Origin of the sequence: Opitutus sp. (assembly GCA_024998815.1) — a bacterium.
Classification (GTDB): Bacteria; Verrucomicrobiota; Verrucomicrobiia; order Opitutales; family Opitutaceae; genus Rariglobus.
In genome coordinates this window covers 1,013,995-1,036,717 of record JACEUQ010000002.1, presented here as the reverse complement: position 1 = coordinate 1,036,717, position 22,723 = coordinate 1,013,995, and the positions used below count along the sequence as shown (strand labels likewise).

The window sequence follows — 22,723 nt, the reverse complement described above, 5'->3', positions numbered from 1 at the left end:
CAGTAGCTGCTTTTTTTCCACCCATGGCTACCCCCTCATCTCCGCGTCTGTTAGTCGAGTTGGCGACCCATTCCGTGCAACTATTGGCCGTGGATGCAGCTGGCCAGATAACGGGTTATGTGGAGTGTGCACCCGAGTCCGGTGCCGTCACGGCCGCGCTCTCGCAAATCGGTGCCACGGTCGCGAGCAGCCATGTGCAGGCGCTGATTGCGCCGTCGCCAAGTTTTGTGCTTCGCGCGAGTGCTGAGGAATCGGCCTCGATTCGCACCGCCAAGCGCTTGCTTGCCCGCGCCGAGACTGCGGCGCAGGTCGGTGCCGGTGGATTTAAAGCCGTCGCGTTCGACGGGGCCACCGGAGCTCGGGTGGATACGGTGGGTTCGGCGCCTTGGGTCATTGCGGGCTGCATCAGTTCGCAACTCGACGACGCTACCGCGCGCCTCGATTCATTGGGATTATCTGCGGCCGCGCGCAACCTCGCCTTCCCTGCGCGTATCGGCGCGGTCGCGCTCACGCTGCAGGACTTGCCTGAGTCGTCCCGTGTGTTGATCTGGCAAATCGCCGAAACGGACGCCCTGGTTGCATGCGTTTCGGCTGCTGGCTGTGAGGCGGTTGCGTCGATTCCGGCCGGTTTCGCCCAACTCTTCGATGCCGTGCAAGCCGGACTGGGGCTGCGGTTCCGCGCTGCGGCGAGCAAGTTGTTTTTTAACGCCAGTTACGATTTTACGGACGCTGCGGGCCCGATCGCGGAGCGTCTGGCTGCGCTTTTAAGGCCTTCAATCACTGCGCTGGGCGTGGTGCCGACAACGCTCCATGTGGTCGGCTTGCCGAGCGGCCAGGCTTGGCTGCCCAAGGCCTTGGCTTCGGCCCTTGAGCTCGATTTGCTCGCCCCCGACCTTTCTGCCTTTTGCGCTCAGCGCAACGTGACCGGTCCGGCCCTTGATTCGGGTTTGCCGGTTTCGGCGCTTGGTTTGCTTTTGCACGCTTCCCAGCGTGGCTCGAGCGACGCGCCTTGGGCCCCGGGTTGGTTGGATGAGGCTACGGCGGTTGTTACTGCGCCCGCGCCAACGCCGGCACCTGCCGTTGCACCTGCACCCGTGATCACGCCAACGCCAGCGCCGGTGAAAACGGCCTCCTCCGCACCCGCGCCTGCATCCGCCGCCGCGCCCGTGAGCGCCAAGCCGGTGCCAGTCACCGTGTCGGCCGGCGCAACGCCTAAACCGAATGCCGCTCAGAAGTCGGCCGTGGCCGCAAAACCTGCCGCAGCGGTAGCAGCCAAAGCGGCGGCACCTGCTCCAGCGGTGAAGCCCAGCGTTCCTGTGCGCGCGGCCAGAGCCGCTCCCGCAGCCAAAGCGGCTAAGGCAGCTCAGCCGGTTCCAGTCGTCACGGAATCCGCGGCGTCGCTCGCCGGTGAAGCAGAGATTACGGCTGAGGAGTCAGCAGTTGAAACGGTTGTGGCGCCCAAGAAGAAGCCGGTGGCGCTTTTAGCGGCGGTGGCCGCTGTGGTCGTTTTGGGCGGACTTGGAGCGGTGCTGTTCACTCGCGGCGGTGGCGGCAGCGCTGAGGTTGTACCAGCGGTGGCCACGGTTTCCGCCGAGGAGTTACAGCGCCAAGAGCAGAAAAATGCCCTTTTCTTGGCTGAGGAGATGGCTTCGCCCCGGAGTTTCCGTAACGAAAAATATAGCCTGGAGGTTTCCGATCGCGGCTATCTGCGTAAGCTCACCGACAGCAGCAAACGGGTGCTTGTTGACGAGCTTGGCTGGATCGAACTTCAGGGGGCTTACGTAGGGACGGGTAAACCCTTCACCGCCGGAACAATGTCGGATTCCGATTTCACTCCTTCCGTCACCAAGGCGGTGCGCGAGGGCAAGGTGGTCTTCGAGATCAGCGGCACCCATGCGCGGTTTGCCCTCAAGACCTTGATCACTTGTCTGCCGACCTCGGTGAAGATGGAAACGGTGTTCACGCCGATTCAGATGACCGAGTACCGCGGCCCGCTTTCATTGGTGTATTCGGTCAAGATGAACCGCGCGTCGCTGGCGCTTGGCCAGCGAGGTGTTATCGCGCCGGGCAAGGCGTCCTTTACGACGCAGGCTGGGCCGGTAGAACTGAAGTTTGACCCGGCCGTTTGGGGCCCTGTCGGCGAGGCGAACAAGCAGACGGTCACCCTCGGTGGCAACCTGGTGTTGTTTAACTTTGCCGGAGCCTCGACTGAGCCGAAGAACAACGTGCTCAACGCCGAACTCGTGCTGCCGTAAGCGAACTTGGGCAGCGAGGGTGCTTGTTTAACTTGGCATTGCCGGGTTCTAACGCGCCATCACCATGCCCGCTATGGCTTCCGCCCAGCTGGCCCTTCAATCCGTCGAGTTCGCCCATCCGGGCATGACCGCGCCTCTCTTCACCGACCTTACGGTGCAGTTTCCTCTCGGCTGGACGGGCATCGTCGGGCCTAACGGCGCGGGTAAAACCACCTTGTTGAAAGTCGTCACCGGTGAACTCGCCGCGCAGAGCGGGGCGGTGCACACGCAAGGGCTGGCGCTCTATGTCGCCCAACGCACCGACGAGCCTCCCGCGATGTTTGAAGATTTTATTTGGGCGCCCGACGCCACCGTGCTTAAGGCGCGCCTGCGCGTGGTCGAGGACTGGCCGGAGCGTTGGTCCACCCTGAGCCACGGCGAACGCAAGCGGGCACAAATCGCCGTCGCGCTTTGGCGCGAGCCGGCCGTTCTCGCGCTCGACGAGCCGAGCAACCACATCGACGCCGATGCGCGCCGCTTGTTGCTGATGGCGCTCACGGAGTTTGGCGGCATCGGCCTGCTGGTGAGCCACGACCGCGCGCTGTTAGACGAGTTGTGCACCCAATGTTTGATCATCGATCCACCCGACGCCGTGCTGCGGCCCGGTGGCGTGACCGAGGCGATGGAGCAACAGGACAACGAGGAAAAATCCGCCCGCAGCGCCGACGATGCCCTCCGCCGCACCGAAAACCGACTCCACGTCGAGGCACAGCGCCGGCGAGTGGTTGCCGATCAGAAGTCGGCCGCCTCGCGCGGCTCCAAACAAATCAAAATTCCCGCCCACGACCACGATGGCCGTGCTCAGCGCAACTTGGCCAAGATGTCCGGCAAGGACGCCTATGCCGGTAAAATGGTCGCGCAGATGAACCAGAAGGCGGGCAAGGTCGCCACGCAGCGCGCCGAGACCACGCTCAAAAAACGTTATGAAACCGGCATTTGGGTAGATGGGGCCTCCTACATGCCGCGCGACTTTTTACTGCGCTTACCAACGGGCAGCTTGCCGCTGGGTGGCGGGCGCCAGTTGTACTTTCCCGATCTGGAAATCGGCGGCACCAGTCGTATCGCACTGACCGGTTCCAACGGTCTCGGTAAAAGCACGCTCATTCGCCACTTGCTTGGGCACCTGCAGTTACCAGCGGAGAAGTTGGTCAGCGTGCCGCAGGAAATCTCCGCCGGGGATTCCTGCGCGCTGCTGGAGGCAATCAAGCGCCTGCCGAACGACGAACGCGGCCGGGTGATGACCACGATCAGCCGACTCGGCTCGCGGCCAGGGCGGTTGTTGGAAAGTGCACTGCCAAGTCCGGGCGAAGTGAGGAAACTCCTGCTCGCCATCGGCATCGTGCGCGGTCCTCACCTGATCATCATGGACGAGCCGACCAACCACATGGATTTGCCGGGGATTCGTTGCTTGGAAGATGCTCTGGCGGATTGCCCGTGCGCAATGCTGCTGGTGAGTCACGACGAGGCGTTTTTGGCGGAGATCACCGCTAGCGATTGGAAACTCGTGCGCGATGACGCCGGCGACACGCGGCTGGAGATTCAGAGGTGATACCAACGGATAGATGCTTTTAGGATTTACGATCTCGGATCAAAATCGCTCCGCGATATGGCTACGTTAGGAATGTAGAACGCGTAGAGGTACGATGGAGTGTAGAGCGCGTAGAGGTACGACGGAGTCGTTTCGATCGGGGAGCGTATAATTCCAAGCAGGCGGTGGTTTTAGGAACCGCCGGTTGACTGCGCCTTAGAAGCGGAAGGTAATGGGCCGATCATGACCCTCTTGGCGTGGATTCCTTCGGTTTGGATTTTGCTAGTGCTTTTGGTTCAGGGGGCCTGCTTAGGCGTAGCCGAGGCTGCCCCATCGCGTCCGGACTTGTCCGGCTACCTCAACGTGCCGCTCAAGAGAACCAGCCATAACCAATTGCTGGTCGCCGTTCTGGTTAACGGCCATCAGGCTACCTTTTTGGTGGACACCGGCGCGCCACACGTCGGCATCGAGCAGGCCCGCCTTGCCGCGCTAGGCATCGAGCCGCTGGGTGGGCACGGCCCACAGGCGCCCACGGTGCAATCCAACGGCCAAGCGCATCGCCTAGCCGTGATCAACTCGCTTCAGGTGGGCGGCATCACGTTGGCTCAGGTTCCCGGGGTGCTTTTCGACCTTGCGGCGGTCACGACCCAAGGAGGCTCGTCTGGGGCGAAAGCTATCGACGGAATCCTTGGACTCGACGTGCTCACCGCGCTCAATGCCGTGGTTGATTGCAACCAGCCTGCGTTGCTCATTGCCCCGATTTCCGGCGCCGCGCCGAACCTCAGCCAACGCTTGACGAAAACCGGTTGGCCCGAGGTGACTTTGCTCCGCGCCGGCGAACACCTGATCGTGGGCACACGTTTGGGCGAGTTCCCCGCATCGCTGGTTGTCGATACCGGCGCTGGATCGTCCCTTCTCGATAACCGCTTCATTGCCACCAACCCCAGATCGCTCTCCTCCCGCACCTACACTGCGGTAGGGATTCATTTTAAAACCACCTCAGCCCGGTCAATCCGACTAAACCACCTGAGCATCGGTGGTCACGAGGTGAACTCCAGTTACGCGCTGGTTTGCAATTTCGCCGACCTGATCGGCAGCGATCCTGAGTTGCGGACAGCGGACGTCAGGGGCCTGCTCGGGGTGCAAACCCTGGTGGCCGCCGAGGCCTTCATCGACTGCCAGAGCGACAAGCTTTATGTCCGAAAAAGGCGGCTGAAACTCACCTTCGGCCACTGAAATAGTGCCGAATTGCAGCGTGGCGATGGCGCAGATTGGCCCACGAAACACACGAATTGCACGAAAGTTTGAATAATAGGACTTCAGCCGACTCCAGGGTTTTCCTTTCGTTTCATTTCGTGTGTTTCGTGGGCAACCGGATCGGAGGCTTTTCGGTTACTACAGTGGGGGCTTATTTGGCGACCGGTGCCTCGCGGAGCAGGGCTTCCAGGTTTAGCGCCCGCGAGTGCATCGCGAAACCACCCTCGGGGGTGCGGGGCCACTGATCCTCCGGTCGGTCACGGTAAAGCTCTACGCCGTTGCCGTCGGGATCACGCAGATAAAGCGCCTCGCCAACCCCGTGGTTTGCAGCTTCATCGAGCCTCAGGCCCGCCCGGAGTACGCGCTGCAGGGCATCGGCGAGTTCGGCGCGGCTCGGGTAAAGCAAAGCGAGGTGGTACAGTCCTGTTGTTCCGGGTGCTGGCGGCGAACCGCCAGCGCTTTCCCAGGTGTTCAGGCCGATATGATGGTGGTAACCACCTGCGGACAAAAATACTGCCTGGTCCCCGTAGCGCTGGGTGACCGTGAAGCCGAGCACGTCGCGGTAAAACCCCAACGAACGCTGCAGGTCGGCGACCTTGAGGTGAACGTGGCCGATGCTGACCTGTGAATTAGCCGGTAATGAATGAGAGCGGGAAAGCATGGGCGGAGGTGGTGGCGGCGATATGAAACGAAGCTGCCGTATTTTTCAGGGTGTGTTTTTTGGATAAACTGGGCGGGCCGGGAATTTTCGGAGCAGCTTTTGATAGGCTTCGAAATTCTGGGCGGAGAGATTGCGCGCGGCGTCGGCTGTCACCGGTTCGACCCCGCGCCCCTGGGCCACTTCCAACAGGGCGCGGAGGTGATAGAGGCCGGGATTTGGTTTATAGGCGGCGAACAGGCCCGTAAGTTGTTTTTCGACCGACTCGAATTCGCGTCCTGAAATACGGATGCGCAATTTTAGAAGCAGATCATCGGGTGGAGCGGTGAAGCGTTGCTGCGGATAAAAAAACCCACCGATCAACGAGTTCAGAGGGTAAGTCAAAACGCTGACAAGGCGCGGAGCGGCTAGGCATGCAGCGATGATTAGGCAGATAACCCCTAACAATGCAGGCGAGGCCGCGCTCCAACCTGAACCCTGCGAGGCGCGGAAGAGTAGTCGAAAGCCCTGCACCGCGAAAGCGGTGGAGGCGACCAGCGTGGTGAGGGTCAAGGCACGGCGCATGGAACGAGGAGTTGTGTCGGCCGACGAAGATCAGTACCCTCCGCTGGGCCCTGCCCAGTTGCGGGGGTTGCGGTCGCCCGGGGCGCACCTTGCACCACCGTCGTCTTTGCCGTCCGAGCCGAAGGCGCAGAGGTTGTAACTCGCGCCCTCGGGAGCGGCGCGGTAGGTGAAGGATTGGCCGGTAATGCCAAAGCGGTCAGGGCGAGTTTTATCAATTCCACTGGTTCGCATTCCGAAAACAATTCAATAACAACTAAAAACACTCCACTTCTGAAGCGAGAACGTCACAAAAACGACAAAACTCGCCCCGTCTGCTTTGGCTTTAGCTCCACAAAGAGAAAAAGTTACAGCGTCGAGCGATAGCTCTATCCACTACACTCCTATGACACCAATAAATCCTCCCTCGCCCCCCTCGGGCTGACTGAATCAAACCTCACCGTAAAAAAAGAAGGCACCTACCATGCGCTGGTGCTCGTGCTTTCAATCCTCTTCTGGATTGCGATTACCGTGAGGATCATCGGCATTTTCTACGCCGTTTTTATTGGATTTTTCCTTTGGCTCGGCAACGGCTTGCTCGTCGCGCACGTGCGATCGGAGTCAATTCGCGTCGATGAACGACAACTCCCTGAACTAGACAAAGCCTTCCGTGAAGTCTGTCAGCAACTCGGGGTCAGGCAGCCTCCGGGCCTTTATGTGATCCAGGCCGGCGGAATGCTGAATGCGTTCGCCACCCGGTTTTCGGGTCGGAATTTTGTCGTGGTCTACTCTGACTTACTCGAAGCCCTCGGGCCGACGTCGACCGAGATGAAATTTATTCTCGGCCATGAACTGGGGCACATTAAGAGCCGCCACATCCTCAAGCAAATCTTCCTAGGACCCGGTATGTTCTTCCCGTTGATCGGCCCCGCCTATCGTCGCGCTTGGGTAACTTCCTGCGATCGCTACGGCGCATTTGCCGCTCAAGATGTCGATGGCTCGGTGCGGGCAATGATGATTCTCAGCGGCGGCAAAGAACACGGCCGCACCCTCAGCTCCAATGCCTTTGCCGGACAACACGGTGACGAACGGGGCTTTTTTGTCTCGCTGCATGAAATCACCTCGACCTACCCCACGCTCTCACGGCGCGTGTCGGATTTGCTCAACTTGAAAACAGGGCAACCGGCGACCAAGCCGCAGCGCAACCCCCTCGCCTATGTTGTCGGCCTTTTCATGCCGGGTGGAAACCTCGGCGGTGGTGGAGGAGGCCCACTCATTGCCGCAATGATGATGGTTATGATGATCGGCCTATTGGCCGCCATGGCGATTCCCGCATTCCAAAAAGTACGGCAAGCGTCTCAGGAAAAATTCTGCGAGAACAATTTGCGTCAGTATTCCGCCGCGTTCGATCAATACACTTTGGAAAACAATCATCCGCCGAAAGACCTGCGTGAACTGGTCGGGGCAAGTAAATAGAGCCTGTCCCGAAAGCATAAAAACCTAGCAGTGAACTATTAGCATAAGTTTAATGATGCCTAACCCGAGTTCCGCAGTTCGAAAGATGGTTTTGTTGTATTTGAGGCACTTGCGTAATTTAAGGGGCGATTTTCGGCACTACATTGCTGATTTCGCGGGTGCCTTTGGGCAGACGCAGGCCGAGGTGGGTGAGAAGCTGGGCGGTGGCCGGTTCTGGCTTGGTGACTACACGCAAGCGTAGTTCGGTCGTGATTTCGGCCCGGCGCACGGGCACGACAACATCGACGCTTTTGATTCCGCCCATTTCCTTGACCAATTGCCGTGCACAGGTGCCCAGCCCCTTCGAGTGCATCCACTGCTCAAGCGTGCGCCACAGCGCCAACGCTAGGAAGCAAACCAGGATATGCGCCTGGACGCGGTCCTCTTTATGGTGAAACACCGGTCGCAGTCCCAGGTCGCTTTTGGCTGTGCGGAACGCCGCCTCGGCCTGCGTGAGCTGGATATACCACTTCCACAACAAGACCGGATCGGTCTCCTCGCAGTTGGTGCGCAACAGATACGCGCCTTTTTGGCGGTGCGCCTTTTGTCCGGCGTCGAGCCGGCTGCTGATGCACAGGGCGCCGGCACGGCCTTCCCCATCGCGTAATACCTCCGCCATTACAATCGCGGCGGCGGCGGGATATTTACCCAGGTGCCGGCCGATCCGCCGGCCCACGGCTTCCTGATCGGCCTGCGGCGTGCGGCTGAGCCAGGCGTCGATCTTGATCAACTCTGCCGTCAGTCGCTCGCTCTGACGTTGGAGCATCGCGCGCTCCTTCTCGGCCCGCGCGCCGCTGCGACATAACACGTAACGCTCGCCCGGCTCGCCGTCGGGCTGTTCGACCAGGCGCACCTCCAGCCCGTCTTGCACGGTTTTCCAGTCGGATTGTTCGAGCAAAGTCTGCTCGTGGGCGCGCAGCCAGCTTTTCGGCGTGCCGACCAGGTAGCGCGCCTTGCGTTCGCGCAGGAAAGTAATGTTCGCCTCGGAGACCATGCCCCGGTCCATCACCCAGATCCGTTCGGCCTGGCCGTATTTGGTTTCCATTGCACGCACGATGTCCTCGACCGTGCTCACATCGGCGCGGTTGCCCGCAAACACCTCGAAGCTCAGCGGCAGGCCCTCGGGGGTGCAGACCAGGCCGATGCAAACCTGTTTATTGCCGCTGCGTTGATCTCGCGAGTAACCGCGTTGGGCCTGCGGATTGCGCTCCGCCTCGCCCTCGAAGTAGGTGCTCGTCACATCGTAGAGCAAAAACTCGAAGCGCACGCCAAACCACTCCCGGTAACGCGTCATCAGGTGGGCGCACAGAGCGTCCTTGTGCTCGCCGAGCTGATCGAGCGCGCGGTAGAGCCGGTCATCGTTGACCAGCCGGTTGTCCACACCGAGCAGATCATCGAGCGCGGTGGTGTCATACCAGTGCTCGGCCACTCCGAGTTCAGAGCGTTGCGCGCAAAACCGCGCGACGGTAAGCAGAGCGGCGGTATGCGCCCAGCCCACCGACTCGCGGCCCTCGGGCAAAAGCTCGCCGAGCAGCTCATTGAGCTTGAGACGGTGCCAAAGCGAGAGGGCGAGGTGTGAGCGGCGGCGCGAACACCGTCTATTTCTGGCGGTTACAAAATCACCTGTCGTAAAAGCCGATGACCGGCCCCGCCAGGGGCCGATCATCAGGCCCGGTCAGCTTGCAGGTTCGTCGGCCAGGCGGTCTTTCATGCGGTAGGATTTGCCCTCGATGACGACGGTCTGGGCCCGGTGCAGTAGGCGGTCCAGGATCGCCGCGGTGATGCCAGCGTCGTTGTTAAAGATCCCTGCCCAGTGTTTGTAGGCCTTGTTGGTGGTGACGATCAGCGAGCCGCGTTCGTAGCGTTGGCTGACGATCTGGAAGAGCAGGTCGGCCCCCGACTTGTCGAGCGGCAGGTAGCCGACCTCATCGAGCACGAGCACCGCAGGGGTCATGTAACGCTTCAACTCGGCTTGCAACCGGTGCAGGGACTGGGCGGTGACCAGGGCGTTGATCGCGTCCACCGCCGTCGTAAACAGCACCGTGTAGCCCGCCTGGCACGCCGCGTAGCCCAACGCGCTCGCGAGATGTGTCTTCCCAAGCCCCACACCACCGCAAAACACCGCGTTGGTGCGCTCCTTGACAAAGCCCAGTTCGAAGAGGTGCCGCACCTGCGCTTCGTTCAACTCCTTGGGCCAGTCCCACTGGAACTGGTCGACGGTTTTCTTGACCGGGAAGCGCGCTGCCTGGATGCGCCGCTCCAGCGCCCGGATCTGGCGGTCCTGGGTCTCGGCCTGCACCAGTCGGCGTAAAAATTCGGCGTGCGAACAGCGCGCCTTGGCCGCCTCGGCCGTGAGTTCGCCGTGGTGGCGCAGCAGGTAACCGAGTTTCAGGTACTTGAGTTGATCTTTTAATAAATCGGTTTTTTCGGGTTCTGTTTTCATTGGGTATAGGGGCTTAAATCCGGGGGACGCAGTTCGAGTTCCAGTGCGGCCAACGCGTCGGCGCGGGTGAGGTGGATCGGCCCGGCTTGCGGCAAGGCCCGCGCGCGTTGTTCGAGCAAGTTGAGGATGTAATCGCTGGAGTAGGCGCCGAGTTCATGGGCGCTTTCGATCGCCCGGCCGACTGCCTCCGTTCCATACAGGGCCACCAAACCCACGATAGTCGCCAGGTGGTGTCCCGCGTTGAGCCGGCGCTCCTCCAGCCCCCGTTGGTAGGCGGGTGCCGCCGGGCTCAGTTCCAAAAACCGTAGCCGCAGGCGCTGCCGCGCCCCCTGCCGTTTGCGCTCCTCGAGTTCGCGCACATGCTCGGGGTTTTCCACATCGGCGCGGCGGGCAAAACTGCGGGCATGCTCGGCCACCAGGGTGCGGTCCGCATAAAACCTCACCTGCGCCCCCTCGATCTGCGCGGTGAGTAGCGCCCCGGCAAACTTCGTGGGCACCGAGTAGCGGTTCGTTTCGATACTCACCCGGCACCGCCGCGACGCCCGCACGCTTAAGGTGCGCACCGCCGGACTGGCCACCGGGTTAAGCGGCAGGAGCGCAGCGCGCTCCTCGGGCAGCCGGTCCACCGGCCGGCCCTGGGTTTCAGCGTGAACGCGCACGTTGGCCACCGTTTCCAGCCACAAGCTGGCGGCCGGCCCCAGCTCGGTAAACCCGTTCATCTGCCGCCCGCCAAGGAAGCTTTTTTTCACGTAACCCACCGCGTTTTCCACCATGCCCTTGGACTGCGGATGCCCCGGCCCGCACGCTTTTATCGTAAACCCGTAGTGCCGGGCAAAGTCCAGGTACTGGGCGTTGTACACCGGGTCGGTCCCGGGCACATGCGAGAGGACGGCCGTCTTGCAGTTGTCCACCATCACCTCGCGCGGCACCCCGCCGAGTTTTTCAAAGGCGCGCCGGTGACAGCCCAGCCACCACTCCTGGCCCTGCCCGAGGGTAAATTCCACATGCAGGAACCGGCTGTACCCCAAAACCATGACGAAAAAACTTAAAGCCCGCCGGGTGCCGTCCACCTCCACCGCGCCAAAACTGCCCCAGTCCACCTGCGCGGTCTGGCCGGGGGCAAACTTGAGGGTAAGAAACGCCTCCAGGTTCCTCGGCCGCACCCGCCGCACGTAGTCTTTCAAAATTGAATACCCGCCCGTGTACCCCCGCTCGCGCACCTTTTGCCAGAGCTGCATGGCGGTGAACGGATGGGCCTCCAGCCAGCGCGCGATCGCCGGCTTGTGCACGTCGAGCTTGCTTGGCCTAGGCACCTGCGCGGCCTGGCTGCGCACGTACTTTTCCTGCGCCTGCCAGCGCCTCACCGTCTGCACGTGCAACTGGAGCGAGCGGGCGATTTGCGGCGCACTGTGACCGGCCGCCTCCGCCTGTTTTATCCGGCAATACAGTTCGTAATCGATCACGCGCCCACCTCCCGGCTCGGCGGCGGCGTTGCCGCCAGCGTGTGCGTTGGCCTGCCCCGGTCCAAGGAGAGCACCTGGTAAAGTGGCGCGGCGTAGGCGATCACCCCGGCCTCGATTAACTGCCGGCGCGCCTCGACCAGGCCGTCCTCGCTGAGCGTGAGCAGCCGGGCCAGGGTGCGCGTGGCGTAGTAACTCAGCCCGTCGGCGTCGCCCACGGTGACCAGGACCAGATAGAGGCCCCAGGCGGGGGCACTGGCCCGCCCCAGGTAATTGCCCCGCACCAGCCGGTGGTCCAGCCAGCTAAACTGGGCCGGCGTGCGCCGGAGTTGTTCGCGATCGATCGGTTGTTTTTGCATAATCGGGCGGCTGGACGTCGATGCCCAGGATCACCCGCCCCCGGGATTGCAGGTGTCGCAGCATGGGTTCGAGGTCCTCTTGTAACGTCACTCCGGCGAACTGCGCGATAAGCCCCACGAGCACAGGGTTTTGCGACTCCCATCTGTCTTGTAACGGCACGCAGGGATTCGGTAACGCCACCTCGGCGACCGGCTCGGCTTTAGGCTGGTGCACAACGGATTGCGTAGTTGGGATGTCTTGTAACGCCACCCGCCGTCGCGGCCCCCTCCGCCTTGAGTACCCCGGATTGGCCTTCCGCCACTCCTGCACCCGTTGGACATTTTCTGGGCCTTTCCAGTGGTCGAGGTTCTCCGGCTTCGCCAACCATTTGGCCTGACTGGCCGCCCGGCTCGCCCGTCGGCATCCCGGCTTCCCGCAGTAGCGCTGACGCTCGCGGTTATGCGCGTCGGGCAGAAAGAAATCGACACAGTGCAAACACTTGCGTGAACCGGTTGGATGCATCGCTGTGCATCCGCCAAGCGTCCCGCCGGTTCAATCTCCACCCATTCGCACCCCTCATATCCCCAGCCGGACAGGGAAGAAAACCCACCCACGGAAGAAGAGTATTACTCTTTTTAAGGGGAAGAAGATCCACCGAAGAAGAAGTGCATTCCTAACCGCCAGAAATAGACGCTTTCCCGCTCGCCGCTCACAGGCGAGGTAACACTCGCCGAAGTCGCGGCTGCGTTCTACTCTCAGAGCGCGCAGATCAGCCGGCTCCCAACGCGGTGCGGTGTCACCTTCGGTCTGGCCCGGCAAACCGAGCCCGGGCAGAGGTGCGGTGTCCGGCTTGGGGATCGGAGTTTCCCCGCGCAACAATGCGGGTAAATCATCCCAGCCCCCGCGCAAGCCCGCCAGTTGCGCGTCGTCGAGTTTGCCCAGCGAGGCGACGACCTGCTGACGCGGCCCACGCGCGGTGCGCACCGTCCGGCACAAGTGCCAATAACTGTAACCGACCCCGCGCGCCGACTTGGTCTTACGTCGTAGGAACATGCCCGGCAGTATCGCAGAAATCCGAGCGCTCCTCAACGGGGTGTTCGGCACTACATGCCTCCAAAACCTCGTCTTCCCTCGTAGGCGCCCGCCGCCAAAAATCTGCTCTCCTCTGAAACTTTTTTTGCCGACTACGCCAACTGCGGAACTCGGGCTAAAGAGGGGTAATTCCCTGGTTTTGGTCAAAAAAAAGCCGCTATAATCGGCCATGAAGTCAAAACCCGTATCCGCCACCTCGGCCATTGCCCTGCAACGCTGGTTGCGTCCGGCGCTAACGCCAGTCGGTGCCAATAAAGATTACGCCGAGTTTCGCCAGCAATTGGAAGGACTCGACGCGTTGTTGCGTGGCAGCCACTTGGAGACGATGGCGATGGACTTTGCCAAGGCGGGGGCAGGCCAAGCCAGTGTCGCACAACTACGCCAGCGTATGGAGTTTGCGCTCAAAGCGTTACGCTTTGAAGTGTTGCGGGTGCATTTGGGCAACATATCCTTTCGCGAGCTTTCCCGTAGCATTGCCTCAAGTGATTTACTGGCGGATTTTTGCGGTGTTCGCACGCTTGAGGGAATCAAGGGGGCGTCCAAAAGTGTGCTGGAGCGGGCCTCGAAGTTTTTCACCGCCGAACAGGTGCGCTGGATGGGGCAAGTGTTGGTGGAGATGTGCGGCGAGAAGGATCGCGCCACTGAACTCGGGTTGAGCGCGCCGCTGGACATGGATGTTTGCCTCATCGACGGCACGTGCTTGGAGACCAACATCCACTTCCCGGTGGACTGGGTGCTGTTGCGTGATGTGTCCAAGACTTTGCTCAAGGCCATGATTTTAATCCGCCGCGCTGGACTGCTCCACCGTATGCCTGAAGAGCCGGAGTGCTTTGCCAAGCAGATGAACAAGTTGTGCATGTCAATGACCCACGCAGGCCGCCGCAACGACGCCAAGCGCGCGCGTAAACAGATCCTGCGCAAGATGAAGACGCTGTTACGCACGATCGGAGAACATGCCCGCCGCCACCGCGACCTGTTGGCGCAGAAGTATAGCCAAACCCATTACAGCCAACGCCAAACCAAGCGGATAACCACCCGCATCGACGCTATGCTCGGCCAACTGCCCGCCGTCATCAAGCAGGCCCACGAGCGCATCATCGGCGGACGCCCGGTGCCCAACGACCAAAAGATCCTCAGCGTGCATGAACTTGATGTGAACGTACTGGTTCGCGGCAAAGCAGGGAGCCAAGTCGAGTTTGGCAACTCGTTGCTGTTGAGCGAGGCGCTCTCCGGTTTAATCACCGACTGGCAACTCTACCAGGGCGCGGCTCCGGCAGAATGGTGCCAACTCGAGGAAAGCCTGGCGCGGCAGAACCGCTTTGACCTGAGTGCGCCGATTAGCGCGGTCGGCACCGACCGCGGCTTCGCCACCAAAAAAACTTCCGCAATGCTCAAGCAACAAGACGTTTACGATGCGGTATGCCCGCGTGATCCGCACGCGCTCAAGGAGCGTTTGAGCGAAAAACGCTTCGCCCAATTGCAGCGGCGCCGTTCGGCGACCGAAGCGCGCATTGCGATCCTCAAACAACGCCTCGGCGGACGCTTGCGCTGTAAAGGGTTTGCCAACCGCTACCGTTCGGTGGGTTGGAGTGTACTCGGTCACAACCTCTGGCTGGTGTCACGAATCCTTGCCGAGGAAATAACACTTCCGCTGGCCGCTTAATTCAATTTTCCGGCAAAAATGTGAATAACCCTGGGGCTCGCCCCGGCTTTGCCGTACCTTACTACCGCGCTTGGGGGCGGGAAAAATCGATTCGGGCCGCCGTTTAACGTCGCTGGGGTGATTCGTGCCACCTCGTTCGCCCGCAATCCCAATGGACCTCTGCGCACTTTTTAAAAATCCGGAAATTTGGGACAGGCTCTAAATACATCCGCACCACTCTCACCTGCTTAATGGGCGGAACCTATCTCATTCCTGACGGCGCCACGAGCAGCAAGGAAATCGCCTGATCCATCCATGGCACAATCGAGGAAATGAGAACCACCCACGCGTCGCCGGTCCTACGCCGATAAAGAGGTCCGGTAACTCGGAAACGGTCGGTTGCACTGTAACCGGAGGCAAAAAAGCGGCCCCGCTCAGGGCCGCCGTGGTGGGAATAACTTTACAAATCCAGTTGGGCGCGGAGTTCGGGAAACTTGCGCAGATCGGCCTTGGCCTGCTTGCGAAAGGACCCAATCCACTTACGCAGGTCCGTGCCAGCTTCGTCCCGCATCTGGGTGGCGGCGATCGCGCCCTGGTCTGCTGCCTTCGCCTTGCCATCGAGTACAACAAGTTCGTCGACTTGGGCGATATAGGAGGTGAGCACCGCCTGGGTGAGCTTACGTTTGGCGAGCACCGCCGCGTAGGGTGCTTGCTGGGCGGTTGCATAAGCGCTGCGGACAAGGGTGATAAACTTTTGCAGGTCGGCGGGCACGCGACCGCCGGCACCCAGCGCGGTGCGCACCTCCTCGGGGAAGTTGGCCTGCACGGTGGCGCGGTAGGCCGAGAAATCTTCACGCACGCTCGTCAGCAACTGGTCGCGGTTCTTGTTGGCGGTACTGGAGGTGCTTACCGCTTGTTGACGGGCATTAAAAGCCTGCTGGGCGGCGACGTGCAGGGCGCGCCCTTCTTCGATTTCGGTGATACTGTAGCTGAGTTCAGCCATAACCTCCGGACGGTTCAGCGCGGCGCTGATGAGGGATGCGGTCACCGTCAATTCGTTGGCTAAGTGTTGGTCGAAGTCGGCCCTTGGGGCGGAGGTGGGCGTGGAGGGTAGAGCGGAGTTCGCGGTACCGGTGGGTTCGGGCAAGAGGGCTGGAGTCATGGGTGTGTAATCGGGCAAGGCCGCGAGCCCACCGACGCAGGGGCGAAGGTTGTTGGGACTCAGGGCGTGCACGAGTGGACCCAGAAATCGGCCGTTGGTCTTTAACCTGGACGGCTATTTTGCAAAACCGGTCCTCCGGTAGGCAAACCGCAGCCTCCGGGCTTCAGTCTGTGGCCTCCGGTTGCCAAACCTGAGCCTCCGGGCCTGAGTCGTGTGCCTCCGGTCTTAAAACGTGTGCCTCCGACCGACAAACCCGAGCCTTCGGGCTTCAATAACCTTGGTCCGAGCGTTAAAACCCGGCTCCGAGACCGAAAAACCGTCCGCCGGGCACGCGCCGTTGCCGGAGAACCATGAAAAAAGCGGCCCTATCCCCGTTTGGGGTTCGCCGTGGTGCTCAGGTAATCTGCCAAACGAGTAGGCAGTAACATTTAAAGTGTCGGATTTAACCAAGTCAGTTTAGCCGCAAAAGAACGCAGGGAACGCAAAGAACAAGCCCGGTATTTCTATGCGATCTCTGCGTTCTTTCGCGGCTAAAAGGTTCGATGGTTTCTGTTGATTTTGTGTTACCTCAGATCTCCCCCGACAAAATCCATGCTGCTGCCAAACGAGGAGCGCATTTTAGGTTTCGTTCACAGCTGCTCTCTGAGCGCAGTGGAAAAACTGTTCGGCGGCGGGGGGTATCCGGTCACGTAACCAGGCCGCTCCAATGATCAGGGGTGCCGGTGCGGGCGAAAGCGGGAGGAGTTTGAGGCGCGGGCCGATCGAGCACGCCAATGATTGAGGCACCAGCGCGAGGCCGGTTCCGGCTTCGACAGCAGTCACCAATCCGCCCGCTCCTTCGTGCTCTTCAACGATGCGTGGCTGTTGTTTGAGGCCGCTAAACACCGTGGCGAGCATCTCGTGGTAATCGGGATATTCTTTGCGCGGGTAACTGATCAGCGGCTCGTTCGCCAACCGCGCGATGGGAATGGTGCGAAGCCGAGCGAAGGGGTGACCGGGCGGAACGGCGAGCCGGATCGCGATTCGCGAAAGCTCTTCAAAGCGCAGCCCTCGCAACATGGCTACGGAGGGTCGTACCAGAATGGCGATGTGCAGGGTGGCTTTTCTTAACCCCGCAAGCAGTTCCTCAGTCGATAGGTCATGGAGTTTTACGCGCAGCTCCGGTCGCTCGACTTTGAACGCCCGTAACGTTGGCGGTAGGATGTGCACGGTGGGCGTGGGCGCATAACCCACATTGAGTTCGCCTTGAAGCCCGGTGGCGACTGCCCGTGACGCCTGCACCGCTTCTTCAGTGCGCGCCAACACCGCCTGAGTTTCACTCAAAAAAACGCGCCCCGCCTCGGTGAGGCGCACGGATTTGGCGCTGCGTTCGAACAGCAGAAAGCCAATCTCCGTCTCTAGGTCTCGGATCTGCCGACTCAGGGCCGGCTGGGAAACATGGAGTTTCAAGGCGGCACGGGACACGTTTTCGCTTTTAGCAACAGCGAGGAAGTAACGGAGGTGGCGGAGTTCCATGCGAGTTCGCGACTATGCTTTTGGGTTATGCTGAGGCAAGAATCTTGGTCTTTCCCAAAACGCACCGAGGTGTGGCATACTCTTGGCATGATCAACATCCGCAAAGCCAACGACCGGGGCCACGCCAACCATGGCTGGCTCGATTCCTACCACACCTTCAGTTTCGCTGATTATCATGACCCGCGTTGGATGGGGTTTCGCAGTCTGCGCGTGATCAACGACGATCTCGTTTTACCTTCTCACGGTTTCGGCACCCATTCGCACCGCGACATGGAGATCATTACCTACATCCTCAGCGGGCAGCTTGAGCATAAGGACTCGATGAACAATGGCCGGGTTATCCGCCCGGGTGATGTGCAATATATGGCCGCCGGGACTGGGGTGCGCCACAGCGAGTTTAATCCTTCGGATTCAGAAGCGGTCCGTTTGCTGCAAATCTGGATTCAGCCCGACCACCGGGGGGCCACGCCGCGATATGCCGAAAAGTCTTTCGCCTCCGCAGCCAAGGGCGTCCTGCATTTGGTGGTGAGCAAGACCGGCCGCGATGAGTCCATCGCGATTAATCAGGACGCCGATTTGTGGTTGGCTAAACTCGATGCGGGTCAACGAGTCGGTCATCCACTCACTCAAGGCCGGCAGGCGTGGGTTCACGTGGCCGAGGGCGAGGTGACGCTCAACGGCCATACATTAAATGGTGGCGATGCGGCTGCCATCACCGAGGGCACAACACTGGAGCTCACCGGTCATAAGCCTGCGCAAGTTCTCCTTTTCGACCTCAACTAATCAAATCCATCAGCCCGCTAAAACATCATGAGTATTGTATCTATAATCTACTTCTCCGGCACCGGTAACACCGCCAAACTCGCCCAAGCTGTTGCGGACGGTGCGGCTGCCGTGGCCGGAATCCAAACCCAGCTGATCGCCATCGCCGGTGCCGATATTAAGGAAGGGCGTTACGAAAACGAGGCGGTGCTCGCCCAGCTCGACGCAAGCGATGCGATTATCTTCGGCACGCCCACCTACATGGGCGGACCTGCCGCACAGTTTAAGGCCTTCGCCGATGCAACCGGCGGACGTTGGTATCATGCCAAGTGGCGCGACAAAATCGCGTCCGGCTTCACGATTTCCAATAGTCCCAGCGGCGACAAGCAGGTGACGCTGCAATACCTGTCCACGCTGGCCATGCAGCATGGCATGATCTGGGCCGGCTTGGGTGAGCTACCGATGCAGGCCACCGGCATCAACCGCCTCGGCAGCTCTTTGGGCGTGATGGCGCAGGCCGCGCTTGTCGAAGACGACAAAGCTACAGGCGAACGCCTCGGTCACCGCATCGCCAGCCTTGTTGCCCAACGGAAAACCTAAATTCTCCGCACTTAAAAAAATGTCGTTTATGCGGGCCAGAGCTTAACGGGCCCGGGCCGTTGGTTATATTCAAAGTAATCTCGATTGCTGGGCTATAGCAGCTTGTATCCATGTAACGGCCCGACCCCGTTCGGCGCTAGCGCGACAACCTTCGCCGTAGGCTCGGACGCTGATACTCCTTTGCCAACTCGGACGCCGCCCCTCAACGCCAAGCCGCCTGCAGCCGCACAGCCCGAGGACTCGCACCGGTCAATGCCTTCACCCACCGCGAAAAATGAAACGGCGTCTGAAACCCGCAGCGAAACGCCACCTCCGCTACCGGCAAGCCCGTGTCCCGCAAGAGCCGCACCCCCTGCCGCGTCCGCGCCTCCCATAATGCCCGCACCGGCGTCACCCCCAGGTGCCGTTTGCAAACCTTGACGAGTTGTGCGGCCGAAACCCCCGCGACCTTGGCCAACCTCGGCAGATCGACCGGCTCGGCCGCATGCAAGCCGAACCACTCCAACAAGCGCCGCAACGCTTCCGGCTTTTCGCCCGCTCCCGACTTGTGCTGCGCCGCATACACATACTCCCGCAACACCGCTAAACCCAAGGCCTCGACCAGCCCAGACGCCTCCGTTCCCGTCACCTCGGGCAGCCCCAACCCCAGTTCCATCAATCGTGCCAGTCGATGGGTCTCCCGTATCACCGCCGGCGCCCTGCCGCAGGCTTGAGCCAGCTCCGGCGCCACCAACACTGGATTCACCGCACACCATGTGTGATGCGTCCTCACCTGCTGCGAAAACAAAAAATGCTCCCGCCTCCCTGGACAAAACAACCCCGCGTCCCCCTTGGCCAGATGCACCGTATCCTCCCCCACTGTCACCCGCGCCTCCCCGGCCTCGATCACCACCAATTGAAAATCCCCCTGCATTCGCGGACCGCAACTACCGCCTTGCTTATAGACCACATCCCCAAAAAAAGCCCGCTCCGCTTCCGCCATTCGTAGCTTAATGGATATATTATTTCCTCCCCTAGAGCTGTTCGGGTCACTCATGACGTGTTATAGATAATCTGCTCCTAAACGCCGCAACTCTAATCCCTCCCTATCATGTCCATCATCCCCTCCACCCGCCGCAGTCGTTTCCCCGCCGTTCGTCCGCCCGGCTACTTCTCCCCCGATGCCGATCCGGCCGACATTCAGACCTTCTTTGCAGACAACGGCTACCTCGTCATGGAAGACGCCTTTTCCCCCGACGAAGTCGCCGCCCTCATTGACGAGACCACCCAGATCTGCCGCGGCCGTCGCGGCGACATCCATAACGCCAAGCCGCTCCCCGACGCCCTAACCGACAACGAGGTGTTGAAACAGTTTCTCTGCATCCATTTTCCCCATAAAATCTCCGCGCCGCTAAAGGCAACGCTCTTCAACCCGGCCACGCTCAAGGTCCTCACCGGCGTCGTCGGCCCCAACGTGAAATGCATGCAGTCGATGCTCTTCATCAAGGCCTCCGGCAAACCCGGCCAAGCCTGGCACCAGGACGAAGACTACATCCCCACCCGCGACCGCTCGCTCATCGGCGCCTGGATCGCCCTCGACCGCGCCACAGTCGAAAACGGCGGCCTCTGGGTAATACCCGGCTCCCACAAACACGGCATCCTCTGGGACCAGGCATGGCACGGCGACCGCCGCTTCGACTGCTCCGAGGAAAGCCGCGGCTTTCCCTACACCGACGCCGACGCGGTCCCCGTCGAAGTCGAAGCCGGCTCCGTCGTGTTTTTCAACGGTTACCTCCTCCACCGCTCCCTCCCCAACCGCGCGCCCGAGGGCCGCTACCGCCGCTCTCTCGTCAACCACTTCATGAGCTGCGAGAGCTTCCTCCCGTGGAACAAGCCCGAGGACGGCACGCCCATGGCCAAGACCGATTACCGCGACGTGCTCGTCGTCGCCGGCACCGACCCCTACGCCCACCGCGGCTACGCCGACCTCGCCACGCCGATGCTGCGCGACGACGGCCGCAGTGGTTGCGTGAGCTGGAGCCTCGCCAACCAAAAACACCTTTACGAAGACGAAGCCGCCCCCGGCCAACCCCTAGTGCAAAAACTGGAGCCCGCCGCCCGCCCATGAGCGCCTCCAAAAAAAACCCGCCCTCCTCCGCCAACCCGCAGCTTCGTCCGGTCGCTACGCTGTGGACGCTCGTGGAGCACCCCGGCCCCGGTCGCCGCGAATGGACCCTCGCCCGCAAACTCCGCGCCATGCGTGAGGCGGGCTTCGCGGCCGTCTGCACCGTCTTCGATGAAACCCTCGCCGCCACCGTGCGCGCCGAGGGCCTCGAACCCGTCGCGTTGATCTTCGGCCGCGACCCTGCGGACTACCCCGCTTTGATCGCCTCGGTCGTGCGCAGCGGCGCCACGCTCGCCAACGTCCAGCTCATGGGCCACGACCTGCCCGCCGCCGAGTCCCTGCGCCGCTGGCTCGCCCTCGAACGCCGTGCCACCGACTCCGGCTTCGAGCTCTCCCTCGAAACCCACCGCGACACCATCACCGAGACCCCCGAAAAAATTTTCGCCCTCGCCGAACGCTACGAACAAAAGACCGGGCGCCTGCTCCGCCTCACTTGGGACTTCTCCCACCTCGCCGTCGTGAAGCACATCGACCCCGCCACGGTTGCCGAGCGCTACCTGAAACGCACCGACCTCATCGCGCACGCCACGCAGTTTCATTTCCGCCCCTTCAACGCCCACCACGTCCAAATCCCCGTGACCCGCCGCGGCGCACGCACCCCCGAAATCGTCCCCTATCTGGATTTCGCCACCACCGTCATGCAGCTTTGGAAAACCGCCCCGGCCAATCGCACGCGCACCTGCTATGCCTGTCCCGAACTCGGCCCGGTCCTGGGAGGCTACGGGCTTTCTACGTTTCCTTCCTCCTGGCCCGATGCCATTCGCCTGCAGCGTGAATTGGAAGCCCGCTGGCAAGCAATCTAACCACCCAACTCCCTGGCCCCCTCACTATCCTTCAACGCCACGCCGCTCACTCCGACCCGCGCGCTCTCGATCAACAGGTGTTCCAGCTTCCGCGCAGCCGCTGACAGAGTAGGGCCAGGGGATCGGGCCGTTACATGGATACAGAGCGTTAAAAACGTGCCAGGCCGTTACATAATATTAAAAACGGTGTGAACGGTCGGCTATTGTGGTTAGCAAGGCGCTAAAGATCCCAATCGGCACGGCGGCGGGCTTCACGCGCAAGGCCCGCAGCGCCGGTTTTTCAGAAACGACTTCACCTCGTCATGCGTACCGCACCAATGGAAAACCAAGGCATCTCCTTCGCGCTGAAAAATCAGTCGTAGATCGATGCCGCAACGGCACTCCATAAATGGAGGGATGCGCCGCCGATTTGGGCCGTGCCCTCCACGGCGGTCTTTTATGCCGCAACGGCACTCCATAAATGGAGGGATGCGCCGCAGCCCAATACCGGCGTGCAGGTGCGGCGAGCCCAACACCACGAGCGCTCCGCGCATCACTTGAAACACGTGAACCCAACGATCCGCCGGGACGCTTTTCAAAAAGCGCGGCGTGGTAAGCAGTCTCACGGGGCGAGATCGGCGGCGCTGTTCACTTCACGGAGTTTTCCGGAGCGGCGAGCTCGCACGGTTTCCCCTCGCAGTTTACGGCCAACTTGGGCGGCTTGCGCAGCTGTCACCCCATATTCTGCTGCGAAGTAATCAGCATCCGCCTCCGTCACCGCGAAGGGCAACCCGCGCCGGTTGACCAGTTGGGCCATCGACATGGCAACAAAGGTCGATGCGTCAAGGCCGAGGGCTTTCAACACAGCGTCACTCTTGAGCTTTAAGTCACGATCCAAGCGAGTGCGGAGCTGAACGGTGGGCATGACTCAAATGGCTTCAGGTGTGCCTAAGTGTCAAACGGCGTGACG

At 61.2% G+C, this 22,723-nt stretch carries 21 protein-coding genes; 9 read left to right on the top strand and 12 right to left on the bottom strand.

Annotated features, from left to right (window positions below):
• Positions 1–23 precede the first annotated feature (23 nt).
• The 3 genes from H2170_12295 to H2170_12285 all read left to right on the top strand — a co-directional run bounded on the left by H2170_12295 (position 24) and on the right by H2170_12285 (position 5,058).
• Entirely contained in the window at positions 24–2,255 is a 2,232-nt protein-coding gene (locus tag H2170_12295; protein ID MCS6300857.1) for a hypothetical protein, read from the top strand.
• Positions 2,256–2,328: 73 nt separating this feature from the next.
• Positions 2,329–3,843 carry an ABC-F family ATP-binding cassette domain-containing protein gene (locus tag H2170_12290; GenBank protein MCS6300856.1) on the top strand — a complete coding sequence of 505 codons (1,515 nt, stop codon included), beginning with the start codon at positions 2,329–2,331 and terminating at the stop codon, positions 3,841–3,843.
• Positions 3,844–4,065: 222 nt separating this feature from the next.
• Positions 4,066–5,058 carry an aspartyl protease family protein gene (locus H2170_12285; GenBank protein MCS6300855.1) on the top strand — a complete coding sequence of 331 codons (993 nt, stop codon included), beginning with the start codon at positions 4,066–4,068 and terminating at the stop codon, positions 5,056–5,058.
• Between the two features lie 172 nt (positions 5,059–5,230).
• Here the strand turns inward: H2170_12285 and H2170_12280 are convergent, their stop codons facing one another.
• From H2170_12280 to H2170_12270, 3 genes are read right to left on the bottom strand one after another with little or no spacing between them, the layout of a single operon-like run.
• Entirely contained in the window at positions 5,231–5,740 is a 510-nt protein-coding gene (locus H2170_12280) for a VOC family protein (GenBank protein MCS6300854.1), read from the bottom strand.
• A 45-nt stretch (positions 5,741–5,785) separates the two neighbouring features.
• Entirely contained in the window at positions 5,786–6,289 is a 504-nt protein-coding gene (locus H2170_12275) for a hypothetical protein (GenBank protein ID MCS6300853.1), read from the bottom strand.
• Between the two features lie 42 nt (positions 6,290–6,331).
• Positions 6,332–6,532: a hypothetical protein gene (locus H2170_12270; protein MCS6300852.1), complete on the bottom strand. Its 201-nt coding sequence runs from the start codon at positions 6,530–6,532 to the stop codon at positions 6,332–6,334.
• Between the two features lie 243 nt (positions 6,533–6,775).
• On the opposite strand from H2170_12270, the gene H2170_12265 reads away from it, so the two are divergent.
• On the top strand, positions 6,776–7,753 hold the full coding sequence (locus H2170_12265; GenBank protein ID MCS6300851.1) for a M48 family metallopeptidase: 978 nt from the start codon (positions 6,776–6,778) through the stop codon (positions 7,751–7,753).
• Between the two features lie 118 nt (positions 7,754–7,871).
• Here the strand turns inward: H2170_12265 and H2170_12260 are convergent, their stop codons facing one another.
• From H2170_12260 to H2170_12240, 5 genes are all read right to left on the bottom strand, one after another.
• Positions 7,872–9,458, bottom strand: a complete 1,587-nt coding sequence (locus H2170_12260) for an IS1634 family transposase (protein ID MCS6300850.1) — start codon at positions 9,456–9,458, stop codon at positions 7,872–7,874.
• A 9-nt stretch (positions 9,459–9,467) separates the two neighbouring features.
• On the bottom strand, positions 9,468–10,235 hold the full coding sequence (locus H2170_12255) for an ATP-binding protein (protein MCS6300849.1): 768 nt from the start codon (positions 10,233–10,235) through the stop codon (positions 9,468–9,470).
• Positions 10,232–11,698, bottom strand: coding sequence for an IS21 family transposase (locus H2170_12250; GenBank protein MCS6300848.1), 1,467 nt, complete (start codon positions 11,696–11,698; stop codon positions 10,232–10,234). The genes H2170_12255 and H2170_12250 overlap by 4 nt, the downstream gene beginning before the upstream one ends.
• A complete protein-coding gene (locus H2170_12245) occupies positions 11,695–12,054 on the bottom strand; it encodes a hypothetical protein (protein ID MCS6300847.1) in 360 nt (119 codons plus the stop codon). Before H2170_12245 ends, H2170_12250 begins: the two co-directional genes overlap by 4 nt.
• Positions 12,055–12,610: 556 nt before the next feature.
• Entirely contained in the window at positions 12,611–13,087 is a 477-nt protein-coding gene (locus H2170_12240; protein ID MCS6300846.1) for a hypothetical protein, read from the bottom strand.
• Positions 13,088–13,295: 208 nt separating this feature from the next.
• Between H2170_12240 and H2170_12235 the strand changes: the two genes are divergently transcribed.
• Positions 13,296–14,789, top strand: coding sequence for a hypothetical protein (locus tag H2170_12235; protein ID MCS6300845.1), 1,494 nt, complete (start codon positions 13,296–13,298; stop codon positions 14,787–14,789).
• A 439-nt stretch (positions 14,790–15,228) separates the two neighbouring features.
• Here H2170_12235 and H2170_12230 read toward each other — a convergent pair whose 3' ends face one another.
• Both H2170_12230 and H2170_12225 read right to left on the bottom strand, forming a co-directional pair.
• Positions 15,229–15,930, bottom strand: coding sequence for a hypothetical protein (locus H2170_12230; protein ID MCS6300844.1), 702 nt, complete (start codon positions 15,928–15,930; stop codon positions 15,229–15,231).
• 618 nt (positions 15,931–16,548) lie between these two features.
• Positions 16,549–17,445 (bottom strand): LysR family transcriptional regulator, encoded by an 897-nt coding sequence (locus H2170_12225; protein MCS6300843.1) that lies wholly within the window; start codon positions 17,443–17,445, stop codon positions 16,549–16,551.
• 87 nt (positions 17,446–17,532) lie between these two features.
• Here H2170_12225 and H2170_12220 point away from each other — a divergent pair, with 87 nt between their 5' ends.
• Positions 17,533–18,228, top strand: coding sequence for a pirin family protein (locus H2170_12220; GenBank protein MCS6300842.1), 696 nt, complete (start codon positions 17,533–17,535; stop codon positions 18,226–18,228).
• 27 nt (positions 18,229–18,255) lie between these two features.
• Positions 18,256–18,807 (top strand): NAD(P)H-dependent oxidoreductase, encoded by a 552-nt coding sequence (locus H2170_12215; GenBank protein ID MCS6300841.1) that lies wholly within the window; start codon positions 18,256–18,258, stop codon positions 18,805–18,807.
• A gap of 202 nt (positions 18,808–19,009) precedes the next feature.
• On the opposite strand, the gene H2170_12210 is transcribed toward H2170_12215, so the two are convergent.
• Positions 19,010–19,720, bottom strand: a complete 711-nt coding sequence (locus tag H2170_12210; GenBank protein ID MCS6300840.1) for a helix-turn-helix transcriptional regulator — start codon at positions 19,718–19,720, stop codon at positions 19,010–19,012.
• Between the two features lie 177 nt (positions 19,721–19,897).
• Here H2170_12210 and H2170_12205 point away from each other — a divergent pair, with 177 nt between their 5' ends.
• Entirely contained in the window at positions 19,898–20,914 is a 1,017-nt protein-coding gene (locus H2170_12205) for a phytanoyl-CoA dioxygenase family protein (GenBank protein MCS6300839.1), read from the top strand.
• On the top strand, positions 20,911–21,774 hold the full coding sequence (locus H2170_12200) for a xylose isomerase (protein MCS6300838.1): 864 nt from the start codon (positions 20,911–20,913) through the stop codon (positions 21,772–21,774). The genes H2170_12205 and H2170_12200 overlap by 4 nt, the downstream gene beginning before the upstream one ends.
• Positions 21,775–22,375: 601 nt before the next feature.
• Here H2170_12200 and H2170_12195 read toward each other — a convergent pair.
• A complete protein-coding gene (locus H2170_12195) occupies positions 22,376–22,678 on the bottom strand; it encodes a type II toxin-antitoxin system RelB/DinJ family antitoxin (GenBank protein ID MCS6300837.1) in 303 nt (100 codons plus the stop codon).
• Between the last annotated feature and the right edge of the window lie 45 nt (positions 22,679–22,723).

Bases quoted from the DNA above. Each gene is read 5' to 3' on its own strand.
- H2170_12295 (MCS6300857.1), top strand. From the start codon at position 24: ATGGCTACCCCCTCATCTCCGCGTCTGTTAGTCGAGTTGGCGACCCAT.
- H2170_12290 (MCS6300856.1), top strand. From the start codon at position 2,329: ATGGCTTCCGCCCAGCTGGCCCTTCAATCCGTCGAGTTCGCCCATCCG.
- H2170_12285 (MCS6300855.1), top strand. From the start codon at position 4,066: ATGACCCTCTTGGCGTGGATTCCTTCGGTTTGGATTTTGCTAGTGCTT.
- H2170_12280 (MCS6300854.1), bottom strand. From the start codon at position 5,740: ATGCTTTCCCGCTCTCATTCATTACCGGCTAATTCACAGGTCAGCATC.
- H2170_12270 (MCS6300852.1), bottom strand. From the start codon at position 6,532: ATGCGAACCAGTGGAATTGATAAAACTCGCCCTGACCGCTTTGGCATT.
- H2170_12260 (MCS6300850.1), bottom strand. From the start codon at position 9,458: ATGATCGGCCCCTGGCGGGGCCGGTCATCGGCTTTTACGACAGGTGAT.
- H2170_12255 (MCS6300849.1), bottom strand. From the start codon at position 10,235: ATGAAAACAGAACCCGAAAAAACCGATTTATTAAAAGATCAACTCAAG.
- H2170_12245 (MCS6300847.1), bottom strand. From the start codon at position 12,054: ATGCAAAAACAACCGATCGATCGCGAACAACTCCGGCGCACGCCGGCC.
- H2170_12240 (MCS6300846.1), bottom strand. From the start codon at position 13,087: ATGTTCCTACGACGTAAGACCAAGTCGGCGCGCGGGGTCGGTTACAGT.
- H2170_12235 (MCS6300845.1), top strand. From the start codon at position 13,296: ATGAAGTCAAAACCCGTATCCGCCACCTCGGCCATTGCCCTGCAACGC.
- H2170_12230 (MCS6300844.1), bottom strand. From the start codon at position 15,930: ATGACTCCAGCCCTCTTGCCCGAACCCACCGGTACCGCGAACTCCGCT.
- H2170_12225 (MCS6300843.1), bottom strand. From the start codon at position 17,445: ATGGAACTCCGCCACCTCCGTTACTTCCTCGCTGTTGCTAAAAGCGAA.
- H2170_12220 (MCS6300842.1), top strand. From the start codon at position 17,533: ATGATCAACATCCGCAAAGCCAACGACCGGGGCCACGCCAACCATGGC.
- H2170_12215 (MCS6300841.1), top strand. From the start codon at position 18,256: ATGAGTATTGTATCTATAATCTACTTCTCCGGCACCGGTAACACCGCC.
- H2170_12210 (MCS6300840.1), bottom strand. From the start codon at position 19,720: ATGCAGGGGGATTTTCAATTGGTGGTGATCGAGGCCGGGGAGGCGCGG.
- H2170_12205 (MCS6300839.1), top strand. From the start codon at position 19,898: ATGTCCATCATCCCCTCCACCCGCCGCAGTCGTTTCCCCGCCGTTCGT.
- H2170_12200 (MCS6300838.1), top strand. From the start codon at position 20,911: ATGAGCGCCTCCAAAAAAAACCCGCCCTCCTCCGCCAACCCGCAGCTT.
- H2170_12195 (MCS6300837.1), bottom strand. From the start codon at position 22,678: ATGCCCACCGTTCAGCTCCGCACTCGCTTGGATCGTGACTTAAAGCTC.